A 19,107-nucleotide genomic window follows, 5' to 3' on the forward strand; every position below is an offset into this window, starting at 1 on the left:
ACCTGACAGGCCACCTCGGGCTTGACGCTGCGCCGGCTCGCTGACACCTGTGCCGAAAACCGCGAGCCGATCGGTCCCAGCCTCGGCAGGATGCCCTCTGTGAACCACGTCCTGTGCGGGCTGTCCGCCAATGCCGCTCTGCCGCCCGAGCTGATCGACCGACTGATCGCGGTCGCGGACGCTGACCTCGCCGCGGGCCTCGCCGATCGCGCGGACCTCACTCATGCGCAGGCGGTCGCGCTGGCGTCGCGCGTCAAGGAGAGCGCTACACAGCTCGCGTACGCGGGCCGGCTGACCGCCGCCGACGTCGATCCCTCCGAACAGCCGGACGCCGCCCTCGCCCTGCTCGACGAGGGTGCAGGCAGCCCGGAATGGGCGTTTCTCCTCGCGACAGATCCAGTACTCGAGCGCCGGGAGAAGCTTGCCGCCTGTCCTGATCTCCCGTCCGATGTGAGGGAGACGCTCGGCGCTGACGCGGACGTACGGGTCGTAGCGGAGCTCGCGCTGGGGGCCACGCCGACACTCGCCGCCAGACTGGCACGGCATCCGCATGCCGAAGTCCGGCGCGCGGTGGCGGCCAACGAGGCGACGCCACCGGTCGTGCTGGCGGCGCTGCTCACCGGCGAGGGCCTGCCTCCCGCACAACGGTGTCTGATCTGCGAGCGCGAGGAGACGCCGTTCGTACACGAGCCGCAGTGCCCGCGGCCGGAATGCGATCTGCTGCCGGGCGCCTCGTGTGACGGCTCCCACGAGTCCACCGTGCACAACACGCAGCAGACGGCACTGAGGAACCCGGCCACCCCCGCCGATGCCGCGTTCCGCTTCGCCGACCATCCTTCAGCGCTGCTGCGCTCGGCGCTCGCCGCTCGTCCCGGCCTGCCCTCAGAGGTGTACCGACGGCTCGCCGTGGACCCCGTTCCCGGTGTCCGGGCCGACCTCGCCGAGAATCCCGCGATCGGCGCCGACCTGATCCGCTCGCTGGCCGACGACCGCGGCCACGACGTGCAACGCAGGCTCGCCTACAACCCGCGCGTGCCGCTCGACGTGCTCATCCGCCTGGCAGCCGTTACCAAGCTCGGCGCCATCCTGCTGCCGCGAATCGCCGCCGCCAGTCCGGCCGAGGTTGAGGAGTTGGCCCAGTCCCCCAACCCGGCCGCGCGCATGCTGGTGGCCGAGCGGCGCGATCTGCCGACTGGAATCCGTGACGCGCTCGCCACCGACACCGACGCGAAGGTGGTGAAGTCCATCGCTTCACGCCCAGGCCTTTCCGAAGCACAGCTGCGCGCCATGGTCGACAGGCACGGGACCCGCGTCATAGCCAAGGTGGCGGCCAACCCTGACGCGAGCCCGGCGCTGCTGGAGTACCTGACCCGGCACGAACCCCCGGTACGAAGGACCTTCCGCGAGGTCGCCCGGCACCGCAACGCGACGGGTGCGGCACTGCGCAACTGCTTGGCGGACGCGCAGGCACGGCCCCTGGCCGCCGGCCACCCGGCCCTTCTGCCGCAAGTCATCGTGGAACTGCTCACCGACACCGACTGGCAGGTGGTGCAAGCCGCAGCCGCCAACCCGTCGCTGCCGCTGGCCGTGATGTCGGATCTGGTGCCCCAGCTGTAATCGATCTGCCCGCCAAACGCCAACGCAACGCCCTCGTGTCTGATGTCGTCGTCCGCCTCGCGGCGATCAGGAAGCGGTCAGCTTGGCCAGGGGCTGTCCCGTACCTGCAAGAAGGAGTGAAAACCTGGCTCAGGATGCGTCGCGGTGTGCTGCGGCGCCCCAGCGACGGATGTGGAGGTCGGGTTCGGATCGGGCGGACTCGATGGTGATTTCGAGCAGTTCGCGCGGATGAGGCGGGTATGCCGGGCGGGGGGGTAGGACGGCCCAGCAAGACACGCTGGCCCATCTGCAGCTCGGTCGGTGGCCTCGGCGAGCACCCGCATCGAGGCCTCCAGCCACGCGTCGCCTTCCGGGACCTCCAGGGCCGGAATTTGGTGTATCCGCGGGACGTTGCTGCCTCGCGTCGATGACCATGGGGCCATGCGAGCAATCTGGAACAACATGACCATCGCCGAGAGCGAAGACACTGTCGTTGTCGAGGGCAACCACTACTTCCCCCGGTCAGCGCTGCGCGAGGACGTGCTACGTGATTCGGACACGCATACGACCTGTTCATGGAAGGGGCTTGCGTCCTATTACGCCCTGGAAATAGACGGCGTTCGTAGTGAGGACGCCGTCTGGTACTACCCCGACCCTCAGAGGGGTGCCGAGATGGTCCGCGATCGGGTCGCCTTCTGGAAAGACGTCCAGGTTGTGGATTGAGCAGTTGTTGAACGACCCGGGAGCGGTTCGGCCGTCCAGGCGCCCGGCGACGGCCCGCTCGGTGGCCGTCATCACCCCGAGCACGGGCGGCCGGCTCGACCGTAGTCCGGGCGGTGATGCCGGGGTGGTAGGTGCCGCACCGGCCCGTCGGTCAGTATCGGCGGCTGGGCTTGGCGCTGCGGCGGCGGTCAGGTGAGCCGATCACCGCCAGAGCGCCTTCCCCGTCCCGCCGGATCTCGCGGACGGTCAGCCGGATGAGGAGTGGAGCGCCTCGCCCTCGAGGCAAAGCTCGTGCGGTAGCTGGCCGACAGCATCACCGGGCCCACCATTCCGAGGGCGTCACAGAGGGTTCTGGACGTGGTCGTCGGCGGCGGAGGGAAGCGACGTGGCGGCGGCTTCGGTTGCTCCCTTGGCGCTCGGTCTCCCCAGTCGGTGGTCTCACCCGTATGGGTATGGACGGGTCATACCGTCCGGCAAAGGGCATCCTCAGGGCGTACCCGGGTGGCCTTGGCGTCGCCCTTACCCGGAAAGGCACCTGTGAACAGCGAGCCCGCCACCCTTTATCACGTCGATGATCTCCCCGCGCTGGACTTCGACCCGTTCCTGCGCACCTCACTCCGTGAGGCTCCCGTCCGGCGCATCCGGCTGCCTCACGGTGAGGGCGAGTGCTGGCTCGTGACGAGTTACGACCTCGTGCGGTTCGTCACGTCGGACCGGCGGTTCAGCCGGGACATCACCGGCCGTCCCGTTCCCAAGATGACCCGGCACGCCATTCCGCTGGACCGGGCGGTCAGCTTCGTCGACCCGCCCGGCCACGCTCGCATCCGGGCCGCTGTCGCCCCCGCCTTCAGCAGCACGGCGATGGACCGTCTGCGACCGCGCGTGCAGGAGCTGCTGGATGCCATGGTCGGCCGGCTCCTGCACAGGCAGCAGCCGGCCGATCTCGTCCGCGACATCACCTCACCCTTCCCCCTCGCCGTGATCGGCCTGGTCATGGGCATGCCGGAGTCCGACCAGGCCCAGGTGCGCGAGTGGGCCGACACCCTGTTGAGCAGAGCGTCCGACGAACAGGACGCCCAACGTGCCGAGCGCGTCAAGCAGGACAGTCGCGCCTACTTTCTGCGTCTTGCCCTGCTGCGGCGCGACGACCCTCGCGACGACACCATGACGACGCTGGTGCGGGCCATGGACCGCGGGACCATCGACGAGGAGGAACTGCTCGCGCTGGCCACGCTCATCGGTCTGAACGGGTGGCACGCGGTGTGCAACAACGCCTCCAACATGCTGTACGCCCTGCTGACCACCGAGGGCCTGTGGGACAGGCTGTGCGCCGAGCCGCACACCGTGCCCCAGGCCGTGGACGAACTCCTGCGCTGGGTGCCGCACAAGCACGGCGTGGGCCAGCCCCGCATCGCCACCGAGAACGTCCGGGTCGGAGAAGCGCTGGTCCGCGAAGGCGAGTACGTATACGTCTCCTATGTGGCCGCCAACTGGGACGAACGCGTCTACCCGCAGGCAGGGGACATCGACTTCGACCGCGAGGGCCCGCGGCACCTGGCCTTCGGCAACGGCCCCCATTTCTGTGTCGGCCCGCTGCTGGCTCGGATGGAAGCGGAGGTACTGCTGTCGACCCTCACCGCCCGCCTGCCCACCCTGCGTCTGTCGGTCCCCCGCGACCGAATCCCCTGGCAGACCGACATCCTCATCCGCGGGCCCAGGACACTCCCCGTGACCTGGTAGAACCGTCGCTCCTCCTGCGGCAGCGGCGGATCGATCCGCTCCCCCAAGTCGTCCCGCACGGACCACGGTTACTCTGTGGCGTGCGCGAGTGCAGGCCTTTCGCCGCCGCCAGTTCCTGGTGCGGGAAAGCCGGTGGGGACGCACCTTTGTCGATGTCTTCGAGGGGAGCCGTTCATGACCACGGCGAAAGACCTGTTCATCATCGCCATCGGCCCGACGCCGCAGCATGCGGTGGGACAGGGTGACCTCTCGCTCGCACTCGCCGGAGCGGAGCTGGTCGATCTCATCGGTGCCGGTGTGGTCAGCGTGGACGAGGACCACATCGTGGCGGGCGGGGCGTCGGCGCCGGACGATCGACTTCTCGCCGAGGCCGCGGCGCAGCTCGTTCGGCAGCCGCCCCACGAGCTGGTCGAGGACTGGCTGTGGCGCCGGGGACGGGACCTCGCGGCCGCCTACCAGGCCGACCTCGAGGGGAACGGTGACCTGGCGTCGAAGCGAAGCGGCCGGCTGCCTTTCAGCCCGCAGCGCGTGGTGCCGGCCGATACGCCCGTCCACCGCCGGGCGGCCGACCGCTGGCAGCGGAAGGAGCCCGTCCTGACCGCCCTCGCCTCGGTTCTGGGCATCTCGCACGAGGGATCCGACGACGAGCCCCGCCTCGATGACGACGCGGTGACGGCCGTGGTGGCCGCCGCGCACGACGCGGTGATGGAACTCGAGGCCGCCCGTCAGCGACGAACCATCGAGAACGCGACCTTCGCCAACATCTGGCGCGGACCCTGAGCCACACCGGCACCGACGTGCCGCGTGCCGGCGTGCCGCCTGCGGCCGTGTGAGTCGCCGGGGCGACGGCGACCTGCGCCGCAAGGGCGCGGGCGGCGCGCAGAACGTGCGCGCCGCCCGTGCCGTCGTGTGTCTGCCTGCTCGGCGTCCTCGGTGGTGCCCCTTCTACAGGCCTTCCTCAGGGAGACCGCTCTCGCCGAACTCCGCGTCCTGCATCATGACGCCGGCGAAGCCGCTCATGATCTCGTCGAGGTTCAGCTCGGTGGCTCCCGCCGGGGCCGTCGGCTTGGTGCCCGCGCTCATCTTCAGCACCAGGCCGAGCTTCTTGACCTTCGCGCTCTCGGCGAGCTTGGCGAGGTCGACGTACACCTCGGTCAGCTCACCGTTCCTGAGCGTGAAGTCAGCCGTGACCTTGGTGTCGGGGGCGTCCTTCAGATCCTCGTCCGACGGCAGGACCATGCCGGGCGGAAGGTCCGCGGTGAGCGGTCGGATCTCGCCGATCAGCTCCGTGATCAGGGTGCGGAACGGGGCCGTCGCGGTGATGTGCTCGGTGCCGTCCTCGCCGCCGGCCGTCTTGAAGTCGACCTCACGGGCGATGACCTCGCGGAGGGCGTCCAGGAGCTTCTTCTGGGTCTTGGCGTCCAGCGAGGGCTCCGGCGCCGGCTCGGATCCGGGCTCCTGGCCCATCTCCTCGCCGATCTTCTCCATCTCCTTGGTGTTGAACTTGACCCACTCGCCCTCCAGCACCTTCTTGAGACCCCCGGCCTCCGGGGGCAGCTCGTCGGCGGGCGGCATGGGGGTGTCCATCGCCTTGCCGAGTGCTTCGACGTCGGACCGGATGTAGGTGTGGTCGCCGACGACCCGGTACTCGACCAGGTCGCCGTCGGGGTTGCTGAGCTTCATCGCCATGCCGACGAAGTCCTTCTCCTCGGACTCGTCGATCGGCTTCTTCGACTCCACCGTGACGCTGATCTTCGCGCCGCTCATCAGTTCGGCGGCCTCGTCGGGGAGCTCGTCGCCCGGCTCCGGCTCCGACTCGGCGTCCAGCTGCTTCAGGGTCGCGGCGTCGACGTCCAGGTCCAGCTCGAAGGAGATCGACTTCTCCTTGCCCAGCTTCTCGAAGGCCTGGTCCAGCTTCTTCCCGGCGGACAGCTGCTCCACCGTGCCACAGGCGGCCGAACCCGCCAGGACGGCGCAGACGACTGCGGTGGCGCTCAGGGTCTTGCGTATCGCGGTGATGATGATCTCCTCGTAGGTCCGATCACTGTGTGACCGATCAGGAGACTCACGACGCCCCTACAAGGTTGCCCCCGCTTCCCGGTGAGATCCCTCGGCGACCAGTTCGGCGAAGGCATCCGGCGTCATGACCTCGACCCCGAGTTCGGCGGCCTTGACCGCCTTCGAGCTCGGCTTGCCGTTCGCGGACGGCGCCGCCACGAGGATGGACGTCCTGGCACTGACACCGCTGCCCGCGCGGCCACCGGCCTTCTCGATCAGCGCGTTCATCTCGGACCGGCCGAAACCCTCCAGCGGCCCCGTCATCTTGCCGGTGACCACGACGACCTTGCCCTCCAGCGGTCCACCGGGGGCTCCCGCCGGGTCCGCGGGCTCGGTCATGTTGACTCCCGCGGCGATCAACTTGTCGATGACGGGGGCCAGTGCGGCGATCTGCTCGACGACGACCGGGGCCTTCTCCGGGCCGATCCCCTCCACATCCTGCATCCCGAGTGCGTCGGCCTCGCGAATCGCGTCCATGGTGCCGAAGTGCCGGGCGATACGGCGGGACATGCTGCGTCCTGTGCCGAGCACGCCCAGAGCGCAGAAGACACGGCTGAGGGGACGGGCCTTGGCGGCCTCGAGCTGTTCGGCGAGCTTGGCGGCGCGCTTGGAGCTGCCCGACGCGGCCGTCAGTCGGTCGATCGTCAGGGTGAAGAGGTCGGCGACGTCGCGGACGTCTCCTGACTCGACCAGAGCCGCCACGTACGTCTTGCCCAGGCCGTCGATGTCGAGCATCTCGCGCCCTGCGGCGTACTCGATGAGCGCCGGGAGGGCGCAGGAGGTGCCCTGCGCGCACCGCCACCGCTCCTGGGCCGTGTTGATCTCGCCGCCGCAGCGCGGGCACGCCTCGGGCAGCGGTACGGGCGTCGCCCCGGCCGGGCGGAGGTGGACCACGGCCGCCTGGACGCGCGGGATGATGTCGCCGGCCTTGTACACCGTCACGGTGTCGCCGAGGTGCAGGTCGCGGCGGCGGATGTCCGCCGGGTTGTGCAGGGTGGCCCTGGTGACGGTGGATCCGTCGATCTCCACCGGGGCGAGGATGGCGGTGGGAGCGAGGACCCCGGTCCTGCCGACCTCCCAGACGACGTCCTGGAGCACCGTCTGCCGTTCGACCGCGGGCAGCTTCACCGCTATGGCCCAGTACGGGAACCGGGAGCCGAAGCCGATCTCCGCCTGCTCGGCGGAGTCGTTCAACTTGACGACCACGCCGTCGATCCCGACGGGCAGCTCCGCGCGCATCGCGGCGATCGCGTCGACCCTGGCCTGAGCCTCGGCGAGGCCGGGGACGACGAGGAGCCCCGCCGCGGAGGCCGCGGTCGTCTGAACGCCGGCCGCGGCCACGGCGACCAGCGCGTCGTGGTGCGTCGACCCGGCGGGGAGGAAGGCGACGCCGTCCAGTTCGACGACACCGTAGGCCCAGAACGTCATCCGGAGCCGGTACGGGCGGTCCTTCGCCCTCAGCGTCCCCGCCGTGCCGTTGCGGGGATTGACGAAGGCCGGGGCGCCGTGGGCCGTCCGGACCGCGTTCGCCGCCTCGAACTGCTCCTGGGTGAAGGCGACCTCGCCACGGACCTCGACGGTGACCGCCTCGGCGAGCCGCTCGGGCAGGCCGTCGATCTGGCCGATGACGTGGCTGACGTCCTCGCCGTGGCTGCCGTCGCCTCGGGTGATGACCTGCACCAGACGGCCCTCCCGGTACCTGGCCGCCACGGCCGCGCCGTCGATCTTGGGTTCGACGGTGAACCCACCGGCCGGAGCGCGGCCCAGGCGACGCTGGACGGAGGCGCCCCAGGCCACCAACCCCTCGGCGTCGAAGACGTTGTCCAGGCTCAGCAGCCGGGAGGTGTGCTCGACGTCGCCGACCGGCGCCGCGCCGTCGGCGACCAGTCCGGTCGGCGAGTCGGGGGCGACCTCGGCGGGGTTCGCTTCCTCCCAGGCCAGGACGGCCAGCCGGAGCCGGTCGTAGGCGGTGTCGTCCAGGACGCTGTCGCCGTCTCCGTAATAGGACCGCGAGGCGTCGTGCAGGCGCTTCAGCGCGGCCTCGTACTCGGCACGGCTGGACGGGGCGGGGAAGGTGGGCAGGGTGGACAGCGCCTCATCGGCGTGGGAGGTCGTCATGAGGTGATCCTCTCGCGAGGGTCTGACATCGAGGGGCGGAGCCGATTCCGTGCGGTCCTGGCTCGCGTTCCCGCCGTCCGGATTCCCGTGCGTGACGCGCACCACAGGGTGAACGGTTGGTGCAGCGGGGGCAACGAGGTTTCGCCGAGCGGCAGTAGAACGTTAGTGGGACGTGAGCGCGTCGAGGGATGCTCGACGGGACCCAGAGTGGCCGGTGCTGTCGGCCACGGAGCAGTAGACCTCGGGGGCTCACCCTGTGCGCCGATCATCCGGCGGGGGACACCGGTGCGACCGTCTCGGCGGTCGCGTGCGGGCGCCCTGCGCGCCCGGGCCGCCGAGGCGAGTGAGAAAGAGCAGGTAGGGGAAGTGCTCACCACGCGGGTGACGGTTTCCGTCCACGCATCCGATCCGCTGAGCCGGGCCGGGCTCATCAGCCACTTGCGGCACCAGCCGACCGTCGACGTCGTCCCCGACCAGGACGACGCGAACCGGGACGCTCCCGCGGTGGCCGTGATGCTGGCCGAGCGGATCGACGAGTCCACCACCGCCGAGTTGCGGCGCCTGCTGCGCGGCCGGGACCAGCGGGTCGTGCTCGTCGCGCGCGAGCTGCGCGAGCCCGACCTGCTCGCGGTGGTCGAGTACGGGGTGCGGGCCATCATCTGGCGCCATCAGGCCACCGAGCAGCGGCTGTTGAGCGCCGTGCACAGCGCGGCGCGTGGCGAGGGCGAGCTGCCGCCGGATCTGGTGTGCCGTCTGCTGAACCAGGTGGGGCGCCTGCAGCGGGCGACGACGACGGGCGCGGCCACCGGCGGGGCGGTGCCGCTCTTCGGGATGGCTCCGCGCGAGGTCGACGTGCTGCGGCTGCTCGCCGAGGGGCTCGACACCCGGCAGATCAGCGAGAAGCTCGCCTACTCCGAACGCACCGTCAAGAACATCCTGCACGCGTTGATGACGCGTCTTCAGCTCACCAATCGGGCGCATGCCGTCGCGTACGCGCTCCGCGAAGGCTACATCTGATGATCCATGAGATCGACGAGTCCCTGCGCCGTCTGCTCGCGCCCGCCGTCACCGGCGACGTCGCCTTCGACGCCCCGACCCGTGACTGGGCGGCCCGTCGCAACGCGCCCACCCTGAACGCCTACTTGTACGACCTCCGGGAGGACGTGGCCCGGCGGGAACGCGGCCCCTACGCCGAGCGGGACACCGACGGGGTCGTGACGCGCAGACGTCAGCCGCCGCGGTGGTTCCGGCTCTCGTACCTGGTGACGGCCTGGACCGCGCGGCCGGAGGACGAGCACCGGCTGCTCGCCGGCGCGATGGCGCTGCTGCTGCCCCACGAGGTGCTGTCCGGCGACGCCGTGCCGGAGTCGGTGCGGCCGATCACCACCTCCCTTCCGATCACCGTGGCCGTGCCGCCCGCCGAGTCCCGGTCCCTCGCGGACATCTGGTCGGCGCTCGGCGGTGAGCTCAAGCCCTCACTGGACGTCGTGATCACCACGCCGTTTCCGGTCACGCCTGTGTACGAGGTGGCTCCGCCGGTCACCGAGGCGGAGATCGTCGTGCGCGGGATCGAGGGTGTGCCCGCCGCGACCAGGCCCCGGATGGTCCGGCGGCCCACGGCTGCCCGAGGGACTCCTGGTGCCGGCTCCCGCCCGAAGGGCGTGACCGGGGCATGAGCGATCCTCGAAGCCTGCTCGATCTGCTCGGCACGCTGCGCGCGCGGGTCGCCGCGCTCGTGGAGGCCCGCAGCGCCTCGGATCCCACGGCGGGCGATCCCCTGCGCGGGCTCTACGTCACCGAGGACGCGGCCCGCCGGATCGCGGCGGAGCCCGTCCCCACGGCGGCCTACGACGCCGACGACCCGCTGCCGCAGCCCGGCCGGACTGATCGGCTCGGCGCCCTGACGGGGTCCTTCGGACTGTCGCCGCTCGACACGCGCATCCTCCTGGCGGCGCTCGCGCCCGAAGTGGACCGGGGCTTCGAGGCGCTGTACGGGTACCTCAACGACGATGTCGGGCGGCGGCGCGCCACCGTGGCCCTCGCCCTTGACCTCGCCGGCACGGGCACCTTCGACCCCGCCGCACGCGACCGCTTCCACCCGGCGGCACCGCTGCGCTCCGGCGGCCTGCTGGACGTCGACGACGAGGACCGGCCGCTGCCCGGGCGTGCGCTGCGCGTGCCGGAGCGGGTGGTGGCACATCTGTTGGGCGACGACACCCGTCTTGACGGCCAACTCAGCGAGTGCGGAGTCGAGTTGTTGACTCCGGCCGATGCGGGCGCGGTCGGGGCGCCCACGGCGCTCGGTGCGCGTGTCGCCGCGGCGGGGGCCGTCACCGTACATCTGCGCGAGCGGGTCCCCGGGGCCGCCACCGGGGCGGTGGTGGCAGCGCTGCTTGCCGCCGGACGGCCCGTACTGCGCTACCGGCCGGAGTCCGCCGATGCGACGGCGGCGCGGACGCTGTTGCGGGAGGCCCGGCTGCGCGGTGCGGCCGTGGTCGTCGAGCCGCTGCCGCCGAAGCCCGGTCCCCTGGTGCGCGCCCTGGCCTCCTCCGGTGCGACGGTGGTCCTCGCCGGGGCGGACGCGCCCGATCCCGGGTGGGCCCCGGACGCGGAGCTGCTGGCGCTCGACGCGCCGGCGGACGCCACGCATGCCGGTGACGTGTGGCGCCTCGAACTCGAGGGGCTCGCCGAGGACTTCGATCTGGACGAGGCCACCGCACCGTACCGTCTCAGTGGGGACCAGGTCCGTCGGGCGGCCCGTGCGGCGCGGGCGCTCGCCGCGTTCGAGGGAACCGCGCTCACGACGGCGCAGGTGCAGCACAGTGCACGGCTGGTCTCCGCGCCGCTGCTCGACAGTCATGCGCGGCGGATCCGGCCGGCCGTCGGCTTCGCCGACATCGTCCTTCCCGAGGAGCCGTCGGGGCTGCTGCGCGAGCTGGCGGGCCGGGCCCGTCATCGGGACCGGGTGCTCGGGGAGTGGAGGCTGCGCACCGGCGGTGGGCGGGGGCGGGGTGTCGTGGCGCTGTTCGCCGGTGAGTCCGGGACCGGCAAGACGCTCGGTGCCGAGGTCGTCGCCGGTGAGCTGGGCCTGGATCTGTATGTGGTCGACCTGTCCTCGGTCGTCGACAAGTACGTCGGCGAGACCGAGAAGAACCTGGAGAGGATCTTCGTCGAGGTGGACCGCACGGACTGCGTGCTGCTCTTCGACGAGGCCGACGCGGTCTTCGGCAAGCGGTCGGAGGTGAAGAGTTCGCACGACCGGTACGCCAATCTGGAGAGCGCGTATCTGCTGCAGCGCCTCGAGGCGTTCGACGGAATCGCGGTGCTCACCACCAACCTCCGGGCCAACATCGACGAGGCGTTCACGCGCCGGCTCGACCTGGTCGTGGACTTTCCCTTCCCCGACGCGGAGCAGCGGGTCTCGCTCTGGCAGACGTGCCTCGCGGGCGTGCCGAAGGAGGCTGACGTGGACGAGGAGATCGCGTGCTGCGCCAAGGAGTTCGAACTCGCGGGCGGCTCGATCCGGTCGGCCGCGGTGACGGCCGGATACCTGGCGGCGGCCCGCGGTTCGGCGGTGACCGGTGCGGACCTACGGGCCGGGGCGCGGCGCGAGTACCAGAAGGCGGGGCGGCTGGTCCCGGACGCGGGGGTGCCCTGGTCTCCGTGACGGTACGGACGGCAGGGTCGTGATTCCGCGGACGGCAGGAGCTTGACGGCAAGGAGGGGCCACCCCGCACGGGGTGGCCCCTCCTTACGTGTCGAGTCGACCGCTCACGGCTCACATGACGCTGCCGCCGACCAGCTTCTTGATCGTCGCCGCGTCGACCGTGCCGGTCGCCGGAAGGCCGACGGCCGCCTGATAGGCGCGGATCTTGTCCTCGACCTGGCTGCTGTAGCGGCTGGTCATGTCCTTGTCCAGGCGGAAGTGGTCGATGCCGTACTGGGCGTTGGTGCGTGCCCGCTGGAAGTCGGTGGGGCTGTAATCACGGTTGTACGCCGCCCAGAACGCGGCCGTCAGCTGGGTGGTCTCCCAACTCGTGCCACCCACCCGCACCCTGTCGACCGTGATGCCCTGGGCCCACAGCGAGGTGAGTGTGGCCCGTCCGAGCGTGCCTCTGTCATCCGTCTCGAAGATCGCGGCGGAGTTCTTCTGGTTCTCGACACCGTCCTTGTACACGGCGTCCTGGTAGCAGGCCAGGGCGTTGCGGGTGGGGGTGTCGATCACGCCCGGGGACCAACCCGGCTGGAGCCGGCAGGGGTTGCTGGACGACATGTTCGCCAGGCGTTCCTGGGCGAACTCGACGATGACGTCCTTCGGGGAGCCGGGGACCCACGGGGGCGGAGTCGGGGTGTCGGCGGGCGGCGCGGGGGGCTGCTCGTTCCCGCCGTCGCCGGGTTCCGGCGCTTCCTCGGTCGGTGCGCCGCCGCCGTCCTGTCCGCCCTCCGTCGGGGCCCCTCCGGGGTCGCCCCCCTGTCCGCCACCCCCGCCGGGCGGCGGTGGCCCACCGTCCGTGAGGGGCGGAGGGCCTCCGGGTGCCTTTCCGCCGGGCTTGGGCGCTCCGGTCCCGCCCGGTGGTGGCGGTGCTTCGGGCAGCGCCTCACCGTCGCCCTGGGGCGCCGGCCTCGGCGCGCCGGTCGCCCGGATCTCCTTCGCCGCGCTGACGATCTTCGGGGAGAAGTTGAACCAGAGCACGACGAAGGCGATCACGGCGGTCAGCAGGAGTCCGCCCACCACCACGAGCCAGTTCCCGAAGACGGGGCGCTGGTCGAAGGTGCCGTCGAGGTCGAGGGCGGTGTCGTCGCCCGCCCGTCGCACGGCCACGGTGAACCGGTGCGACTCCTCGGTGCCGGTCCACCGCACGGCCTGCGGGCGTACGACGAGCTCGCCGAAGGCGGCGCGGCCCGGGGCGATCTGCACGGCGTTCGGACGTACGTCGAAGGTGAGCCGGTTGGCCTCGTCACGCGCCACGAGGGACGCGGTCAGCGGCGTGTTGCCGAGGTTGTCCACGGCGATGCGGGCCCGGCCGCGGAAGCGGCCCAGGAGCGCGGGCGGCAGGAGTTCGGCGCGGGTCTCGGTGAAGGGCGTGATGGTCAGCCTGCCCTCCACCACGTCGCGGGCGGCGGCGTTCTCCCGGGGGTCGACACGGATGCCGTACGCGACGGGGCCGGCCTCCACGTCGGAGGAGCGGGGCGGGGCGAACGAGATCTCGGCGGTCCCCTCGCTGCCCGGGTAGAGGCGGAGTACGTCCGGCTCCACCCGGGACCAGCCCGAGGGTTTGCCGACGAGGGAGAGCCGGTACTCCTCGACGGTGTCGCCGGTGTTCCGCACCCGCAGTCGGGCGCCGGCCCGGGCCCCGGGCTCGACGGTCACCTCGGTCGGGTCCAGAGAGGTCCACATGGTCATGGGCGAACGCTAAGGGGGCGGGGGTGGTGCCCGGCTGCCCGAAAGTCCCTGCTCGGGGGCAGCGCACGGTGCCCCTGTGTCCCTTCGCGGCACGGACCGGGGTTCCGCTCGGTGCGGAAGGGTGCCGCTGCGCCGCGCAGGGGTGTCGAAGCAGTCGCCGGCCGTCCCGCAGCGCCTGTCCGGGCCACGGGTGGACCCGTACCCCCGCCGTACCTTCGCATGCGCGGGTTCCGTCGCCAAGGGCCGGAGACCCGGTCGTTCGTCCGCCCATGCGCGGCGTTCGTCTTCTGGAGCGACTGACCGGCGGCAGCGGCCGTCTCGCCGACGGGCAGTGCCGGTGTCCGCGAGGGCAACGCCTGTTGCCCTCGCGAGCGCCCCTTCTTCCCTGGTCGGGGGCGGCGGACTCGGCGAGAGTCGGAAGCGTACGACCGCTGTCTACGGCCAAGGGGAGGGCGAGCGGAATGAAGTCGACGCACCACCGCGAACCGGAGGCCGCCCGGGGCGACCGCCCGGCGGCCGATGCCGGGACGGCGATGCCGCCCCCGTCGAACCGCTAGCCGCCGGCCGCCCCGCACAGACCTCGGTTCACCGACCGCCCGTCCCATCCCGCCCCGTCCAAGGAGAGCACGCCCCATGCCCACGTACCTGTCCCCCGGCGTCTACGTCGAGGAAGTCGCCAGCGGCTCCCGTCCCATCGAGGGGATGGGGACCTCGGTCGCCGCCTTCGTCGGACTCTCGCCCGTCGGGCCGCTCAACGAGCCGGTGCTCGTCACCAACTGGTCGCAGTACGTCGCGTCGTTCGGTGACTTCACGGACGGGTACTACCTCGCGCACTCCGTGTACGGGTTCTTCAACAACGGAGGCACCGCCGCGTACGTCGTGCGGGTGGGCGGCGGGGACGCCCTCGGCGCCACCCAGGCCGTCGGATCCGCCACCGCCGCCGGTGCCGCACCTCAGCTCGTCGCCGGTGAGTCCGTCGCACTCGGCGCCTTCCGGGTCGCCGCGATCACCGCGGGGTCCGAGGCCGGTGGGGCGCTCACCGTCGAGGTCCAGGACGTCGAGGGCGAGGCCGAGCGCTTCAAGCTGGTCGTCAAGGACGGCGAGAAGGTCGTCGAGAGCTTCGACGCCTCCGCGAAGAAGAGCGCGCGCAACTACGTCGTCGCCCAGGTCAAGCAGCGGTCCAAGACCATCGTGATCGAGGAGGCCGCGGCCGGCGGGCAGCTCGCCAGGCCCGACGCCCAGGCCGTCACCCTCGCACCGCCCGCGCAGGTTCCCGCGCCCGTCGCGACACGGACCGAGGTGGCCGCCGCGCTGGAGTCCAAGCAGTTCATCGGCGACTCCGCCGACCGTACGGGCTTCGGCGGCCTGGAGGCGTACGACGAGATCAACATGGTCGCCGTGCCCGACCTGATGGCCGCCTACCAGCAGGGGCTCATCGACCTGGAGCAGGTCAAGGCCGTCCAGCTCGGTCTCGTCGCGCACTGCGAGCTGATGGGCGACCGGATGGCGATCCTCGACCCGCCGCCCTCGCTCAACGCCCGTGACATCCGCAAGTGGCGCCAGGACGTGGCCGGTTACGACTCCCCGTACGCGGCCCTCTACTACCCCTGGATCAAGTCCTTCGACCCGGCGAGCGGTCAGACGCGTACGGTGCCGCCGTCCGGGCACATGGCCGGCGTCTGGGCCCGCAACGACGCCGAGCGCGGCGTCCACAAGGCCCCCGCCAACGAGATCGTGCGCGGCGCCGTCGACCTGGAGCTGCAGATCACGCGCGGTGAGCAGGACCTGCTCAACCCGATCGGCGTGAACTGCATCCGCGCCTTCCCGGGCCGCGGCATCCGGGTGTGGGGCGCGCGGACGCTGGCCTCCGACCCGGCGTGGCGCTACCTGAACGTCCGCCGCTACTTCAACTACCTGGAGGAGTCGATCCTCGTCGGCACCCAGTGGGTCGTCTTCGAGCCGAACGACCAGTCGCTGTGGGCCCGGATCCGCCGCAACGTCTCGGCCTTCCTCGTCAACGAGTGGCGGCAGGGCGCCCTGTTCGGCCAGCGGGCCGAGGACGCGTTCTACGTGAAGTGCGACGCCGAGACGAACCCGCCGGAGTCCGTCGACCTCGGTCGCGTGGTCTGCGAGATCGGCATCGCCCCGGTGAAGCCCGCCGAGTTCGTGGTCTTCCGCCTCGCGCAGTTCCAGGGTGGCGGGGGCGAACTGGAGGAGTAGTCCTCCTCTTTCTCGTCCCTCTCCCAGCTCCTTCCCTCCTTCTCCGCCCAGCCGGACCCCTTACATGAACAGGAGTGACCCGTATGTCCCTCGACACCGGTGACGCCCTCACTACCCACAATTTCGGCCTGCAGATCGACGGCGTCATGGTCGAGACCCTGCAGGAGATCAGCGGCCTCTCCATGGAGCAGGACGTGATCGAGTTCCAGCAGGTCTCGGCGGACGGCAAGCCGATCATCAAGAAGCTTCCCGGCGTGAAGAAGGCCGGCGAGTGCACGGTGACCCGTGGTGCCACCCAGTCCGCCGCCTTCACCGAGTGGATCGCGTCCTCCATCGCCGGCGACATGGGTTCGGCCCGCAAGGACGCGTCCATCATCTTCCTGGACTACCAGCTCACCGAGGTGAAGCGGTACAACCTGCGCAACGCCTGGTGCACCAAGGTGGAGCTGAGCGCGACCAAGGCCGGCGACGCCGCCGCCCTCACCGAGCAGGTCACCATCACCTTCGAAGAGCTGACGCTCGGCTGATGCGACGCGAAGGAGGAGCGGCGGAAGCGCAGCGGGGACGTCAACACGAGCCGTTGCGGACGGAGTTCGAGTTCGAGCTGCCGCGCGGGTTCGTCGACGAGGCCGGCACCGTGCACCGCCACGGGGCGATGCGGCTCGCCACGGCCAGGGACGAGCTGCTCCCGCTGCGGGACATCCGGGTCCGTGAGAACCCGGCGTACCTGTCCGTGGTGCTGCTCGGCCGGGTGATCACCCGGCTGGGCACGCTCCCGTCGGTCCACGACGGGACGGTGGAGAACATGTTCGCCTCCGACCTGGCGTTCCTCCAGGACTTCTACCGGCAGATCAACGCGGAGGGCCACACCAGGGCCGCCGTCGCGTGCCCGCACTGCGAGGAGTCCTTCGAGGTCGAGCTGGCCGGGAGCCGCCTGGGGGAATCGTGACGTACGCGGCCGACCGGATCGAGGAGGAGACCGCGTACCTCGCCTTCCACTTCCACTGGGGCATGGACGACATCCTCGATCTGGAGCACGCGGACCGACGGAGGTACGTGGGCCAGGTGGCCTCGCTGGTGGAGCGGTCGCAGGCGTAACGGCAGGGCAGGGAAGGGAGGTCGGAGGAGACGGTGGGGATGTTCGAGAGATGGCGGACGGGGCGGTCGTCGCGCGGTGACGCGCGGGCCGGGGCCGCGGCGGAGAGCGTGGCACCGGTCGCGCGTCCGGCGGCGGCTCCCGGCGACGCGTGGCGGGCGCTGCCGCCCGTCCAGCGGATGGTCGGTGCTCCGCTCACCATCGCGGAGCACGGTTTCGCCGCGTCCCTCGCGACCCACTGGAACCCCTCCTTCCAGAGCGACCTCGGCCATGGGGCGGTGCCGGACGCGCCCGGCGGCGTCCTGCTCGACGCGATGCGGCCCGTGCAGCGGGCGGCGGGCGACCCCGCGCAGGCGGAGCCCCATGAGCTGCCGGGGCTGCGGCTGCCGGTGGCCGGGGCGGCTTCGGAGGGCGGCGGCGCCGGCGGGTCGGCGACCACGGAAGCCGGGGGCGGAGGCGGGGGCGGGGGCGTCGTGCCGTCGGCCGTTCAGCGGCGGGTCGCGCCGACGCCGGACGGAGGGAGCGCAAGGAAGGTTCCTCCGGCACGGGGTGAGGTGGCCGCACCCGCACGCGGTGCGGCTGCCGCTCCTTCGGTACGGGGGGACACCTCGCCGCGCGCGAAGGCGTCGGGCACGAAGGCGTCGGGCAAGGACCGGCCCGCGCCGTCCGCCCGGGCCGTCCCGTCCGCCGGTGGGACGGTGCAGCGCGCCGCTGCGCCCGCGAGCGGTCCCGACCTGAGCACTCGGGCTTCCGGCTTCGCGTCCGAGGCCGGAGGAGATGTGACCGGGACACCGCTCACGGCGGCGCCGTCCACCGCCAGCCCACCCCGTCGGCCCGTACGGCCCGCACCCGTTCGCCGTTCACCGCTGGTCACCGCCCGGCCCGTGCAGCCGCCACGTCGGCTGGATCCGGCCGGAGCCGAGGCGCCGTCCGGTCGCATGGACGGGTCCAGCACGCCTTCCGTCCAGCGGGCGTCGGCCCCGGACCGTACGACCGCGCCCATCAGCGCCGCACCGGAGCCGTCGGCGGCCGGGCGGCCCCAGAACGTCCCGGGCCCCCCTTCCCCCGAGGGGCCCGGGACTCCCTCCGGAACGCCCGTCGCTCCGGTGCAGCGGCGGCCTGCCGTACGCCGCTCACGGCGCGCGGCGGGTGCCGACTGGAGCACGAATGCGCCTGCCTCCACGCCCTCGGCGGCCCCGGCGGTCCCGGTCGGGCCGGTGGCTCCGGTGGGTCCGGCACCTCAGCCGGCTCCGACGAGCCCGACGAGCCCGACGAGCCCGACGAGTCCGACGAGTCCGACGAGTCCGACGAGTCCGACAGCATCGACCGGCCCGGTGAACCCGGCCGGTCCGGCTCGGCCTCCGAGCCCGACCCACCCTGCGAGTGCCGCCCCGGTCACCGTTCCCCCGCGACCGGCGGCTCCGACGCCTCGCTCCGGTCCGGCCGCCTCCTCAGGTAGCACGGCTCCGGCCTCGCCGGGGTCCCCGACATCACCGGCTGCCCAGGCCATGCCCGTCTCCCCGGCCACCCCGCGTGCGGCCGCATCCACCGGGTCACCGGCCCCCCTGATCGCGCGCGCTCCCGCCACCACGCCCGCGCCCCCGGCAGCCCCGGCGGCTCCCGTGCGTCCCACAGGGCCCGCGACCTCCGCCCCCCCGGCGTCCTCCGCCGTCCAGCCGCGACCTTCCGCCGACGCGCCCACGCCGCAGCCCGGGCTCGGCGCCCCCGTGCGGCGCTCCGCCGCCGACGCGCCCGCGCCGCAACCGGGCCGTGCGCCGCGACGGTCCCCGATCGGGGCGCCCCTCCCCCGTGCTTCCGCCGACCGCGAGACGTCGGCGCCGGCCAAGGCGTCGCCCACGCCCGGCTCCATCGGCTCGCCCGCACCTCGGGCGGCGGCACCGGCCCCGAGTGCCACCGATTCGGCGCCCATCCAACGGGCGACCGCGACCGCTTCCACGTCCACGTCCACGTCCACGTCCACGTCCAGGGTTCCGGGAACGCCTTCGGCGCCCGCGGCGCACGTTCCGGCCACCCCGGCCACCCCGGCCACCCCAATAACGCCGGTGGCACCGACCCCGGTCGCCCCCGCCCGCACCCCCTCCGCCCCGGTACCGCTCACCCCCTCCGCCTCCGCGCCCCCGCTTCCCGACCT

The 19,107-nt window shown here is 72.1% G+C and carries 15 protein-coding genes; 11 read left to right on the forward strand and 4 right to left on the reverse strand.

The features are described from left to right. Positions 1 to 99 precede the first annotated feature (99 nt). The 4 genes from IO20_RS0113430 to IO20_RS0113445 all read left to right on the forward strand — a co-directional run bounded on the left by IO20_RS0113430 (position 100) and on the right by IO20_RS0113445 (position 4,839). Positions 100 to 1,617 carry a hypothetical protein gene (locus IO20_RS0113430; RefSeq protein ID WP_030552404.1) on the forward strand — a complete coding sequence of 506 codons (1,518 nt, stop codon included), beginning with the start codon at positions 100 to 102 and terminating at the stop codon, positions 1,615 to 1,617. Between the two features lie 420 nt (positions 1,618 to 2,037). Then, positions 2,038 to 2,319, forward strand: coding sequence for a DUF427 domain-containing protein (locus IO20_RS0113435; protein ID WP_030552400.1), 282 nt, complete (start codon positions 2,038 to 2,040; stop codon positions 2,317 to 2,319). A gap of 537 nt (positions 2,320 to 2,856) precedes the next feature. Next, positions 2,857 to 4,059 (forward strand): cytochrome P450, encoded by a 1,203-nt coding sequence (locus IO20_RS0113440; RefSeq protein ID WP_030552398.1) that lies wholly within the window; start codon positions 2,857 to 2,859, stop codon positions 4,057 to 4,059. 174 nt (positions 4,060 to 4,233) lie between these two features. Continuing rightward, the gene (locus IO20_RS0113445; protein ID WP_030552395.1) at positions 4,234 to 4,839 is read left to right on the forward strand and encodes a GOLPH3/VPS74 family protein; all 606 of its coding nucleotides are present in this window, start codon (positions 4,234 to 4,236) and stop codon (positions 4,837 to 4,839) included. A gap of 165 nt (positions 4,840 to 5,004) precedes the next feature. Here IO20_RS0113445 and IO20_RS0113450 read toward each other — a convergent pair whose 3' ends face one another. Both IO20_RS0113450 and ligA read right to left on the reverse strand, forming a co-directional pair. Further along, entirely contained in the window at positions 5,005 to 6,000 is a 996-nt protein-coding gene (locus IO20_RS0113450) for a hypothetical protein (protein ID WP_030552393.1), read from the reverse strand. A 135-nt stretch (positions 6,001 to 6,135) separates the two neighbouring features. Beyond that, positions 6,136 to 8,235 carry an NAD-dependent DNA ligase LigA gene (gene ligA / locus IO20_RS0113460; protein ID WP_211270367.1) on the reverse strand — a complete coding sequence of 700 codons (2,100 nt, stop codon included), beginning with the start codon at positions 8,233 to 8,235 and terminating at the stop codon, positions 6,136 to 6,138. Between the two features lie 366 nt (positions 8,236 to 8,601). Between ligA and IO20_RS0113465 the strand changes: the two genes are divergently transcribed. Genes IO20_RS0113465 through IO20_RS0113475 form a run of 3 tightly spaced genes read left to right on the forward strand, consistent with a single transcriptional unit; the run spans position 8,602 to position 11,902 of the window. Continuing rightward, positions 8,602 to 9,252 (forward strand): helix-turn-helix transcriptional regulator, encoded by a 651-nt coding sequence (locus IO20_RS0113465; protein WP_030552391.1) that lies wholly within the window; start codon positions 8,602 to 8,604, stop codon positions 9,250 to 9,252. Next, the gene (locus IO20_RS0113470; protein WP_037635395.1) at positions 9,252 to 9,911 is read left to right on the forward strand and encodes a Pvc16 family protein; all 660 of its coding nucleotides are present in this window, start codon (positions 9,252 to 9,254) and stop codon (positions 9,909 to 9,911) included. The genes IO20_RS0113465 and IO20_RS0113470 overlap by 1 nt, the downstream gene beginning before the upstream one ends. Next, positions 9,908 to 11,902, forward strand: coding sequence for an ATP-binding protein (locus tag IO20_RS0113475; RefSeq protein ID WP_030552389.1), 1,995 nt, complete (start codon positions 9,908 to 9,910; stop codon positions 11,900 to 11,902). The genes IO20_RS0113470 and IO20_RS0113475 overlap by 4 nt, the downstream gene beginning before the upstream one ends. 111 nt (positions 11,903 to 12,013) lie before the next feature. On the opposite strand, the gene IO20_RS0113480 is transcribed toward IO20_RS0113475, so the two are convergent. Continuing rightward, positions 12,014 to 13,639: a peptidoglycan-binding domain-containing protein gene (locus tag IO20_RS0113480; RefSeq protein WP_030552388.1), complete on the reverse strand. Its 1,626-nt coding sequence runs from the start codon at positions 13,637 to 13,639 to the stop codon at positions 12,014 to 12,016. A gap of 633 nt (positions 13,640 to 14,272) precedes the next feature. On the opposite strand from IO20_RS0113480, the gene IO20_RS0113490 reads away from it, so the two are divergent. The 4 genes from IO20_RS0113490 (at position 14,273) to IO20_RS40715 (ending at position 16,957) form a co-directional block, all read left to right on the forward strand. Continuing rightward, on the forward strand, positions 14,273 to 15,859 hold the full coding sequence (locus IO20_RS0113490; protein WP_030552387.1) for a phage tail sheath family protein: 1,587 nt from the start codon (positions 14,273 to 14,275) through the stop codon (positions 15,857 to 15,859). Between the two features lie 83 nt (positions 15,860 to 15,942). Beyond that, positions 15,943 to 16,386, forward strand: a complete 444-nt coding sequence (locus tag IO20_RS0113495; RefSeq protein ID WP_030212267.1) for a phage tail protein — start codon at positions 15,943 to 15,945, stop codon at positions 16,384 to 16,386. Then, positions 16,386 to 16,808, forward strand: a complete 423-nt coding sequence (locus IO20_RS0113500; RefSeq protein WP_051874569.1) for a hypothetical protein — start codon at positions 16,386 to 16,388, stop codon at positions 16,806 to 16,808. The genes IO20_RS0113495 and IO20_RS0113500 overlap by 1 nt, the downstream gene beginning before the upstream one ends. Next, entirely contained in the window at positions 16,805 to 16,957 is a 153-nt protein-coding gene (locus IO20_RS40715) for a DUF6760 family protein (protein ID WP_169749528.1), read from the forward strand. The genes IO20_RS0113500 and IO20_RS40715 overlap by 4 nt, the downstream gene beginning before the upstream one ends. 1,238 nt (positions 16,958 to 18,195) lie before the next feature. Here the strand turns inward: IO20_RS40715 and IO20_RS40295 are convergent. Continuing rightward, positions 18,196 to 19,074 carry a hypothetical protein gene (locus IO20_RS40295; RefSeq protein WP_157850769.1) on the reverse strand — a complete coding sequence of 293 codons (879 nt, stop codon included), beginning with the start codon at positions 19,072 to 19,074 and terminating at the stop codon, positions 18,196 to 18,198. Between the last annotated feature and the right edge of the window lie 33 nt (positions 19,075 to 19,107).

It is taken from the genome of Streptomyces exfoliatus, assembly GCF_000725545.1.
GTDB classification, from domain to species: Bacteria; Actinomycetota; Actinomycetes; order Streptomycetales; family Streptomycetaceae; genus Streptomyces; species Streptomyces exfoliatus.

Bases quoted from the DNA above. Each gene is read 5' to 3' on its own strand.
- IO20_RS0113435 (WP_030552400.1), top strand. From the start codon at position 2,038: ATGCGAGCAATCTGGAACAACATGACCATCGCCGAGAGCGAAGACACT.
- IO20_RS0113445 (WP_030552395.1), top strand. From the start codon at position 4,234: ATGACCACGGCGAAAGACCTGTTCATCATCGCCATCGGCCCGACGCCG.
- ligA (WP_211270367.1), bottom strand. From the start codon at position 8,235: ATGACGACCTCCCACGCCGATGAGGCGCTGTCCACCCTGCCCACCTTC.
- IO20_RS0113470 (WP_037635395.1), top strand. From the start codon at position 9,252: ATGATCCATGAGATCGACGAGTCCCTGCGCCGTCTGCTCGCGCCCGCC.
- IO20_RS0113475 (WP_030552389.1), top strand. From the start codon at position 9,908: ATGAGCGATCCTCGAAGCCTGCTCGATCTGCTCGGCACGCTGCGCGCG.
- IO20_RS0113480 (WP_030552388.1), bottom strand. From the start codon at position 13,639: ATGACCATGTGGACCTCTCTGGACCCGACCGAGGTGACCGTCGAGCCC.
- IO20_RS0113490 (WP_030552387.1), top strand. From the start codon at position 14,273: ATGCCCACGTACCTGTCCCCCGGCGTCTACGTCGAGGAAGTCGCCAGC.
- IO20_RS0113495 (WP_030212267.1), top strand. From the start codon at position 15,943: ATGTCCCTCGACACCGGTGACGCCCTCACTACCCACAATTTCGGCCTG.
- IO20_RS0113500 (WP_051874569.1), top strand. From the start codon at position 16,386: ATGCGACGCGAAGGAGGAGCGGCGGAAGCGCAGCGGGGACGTCAACAC.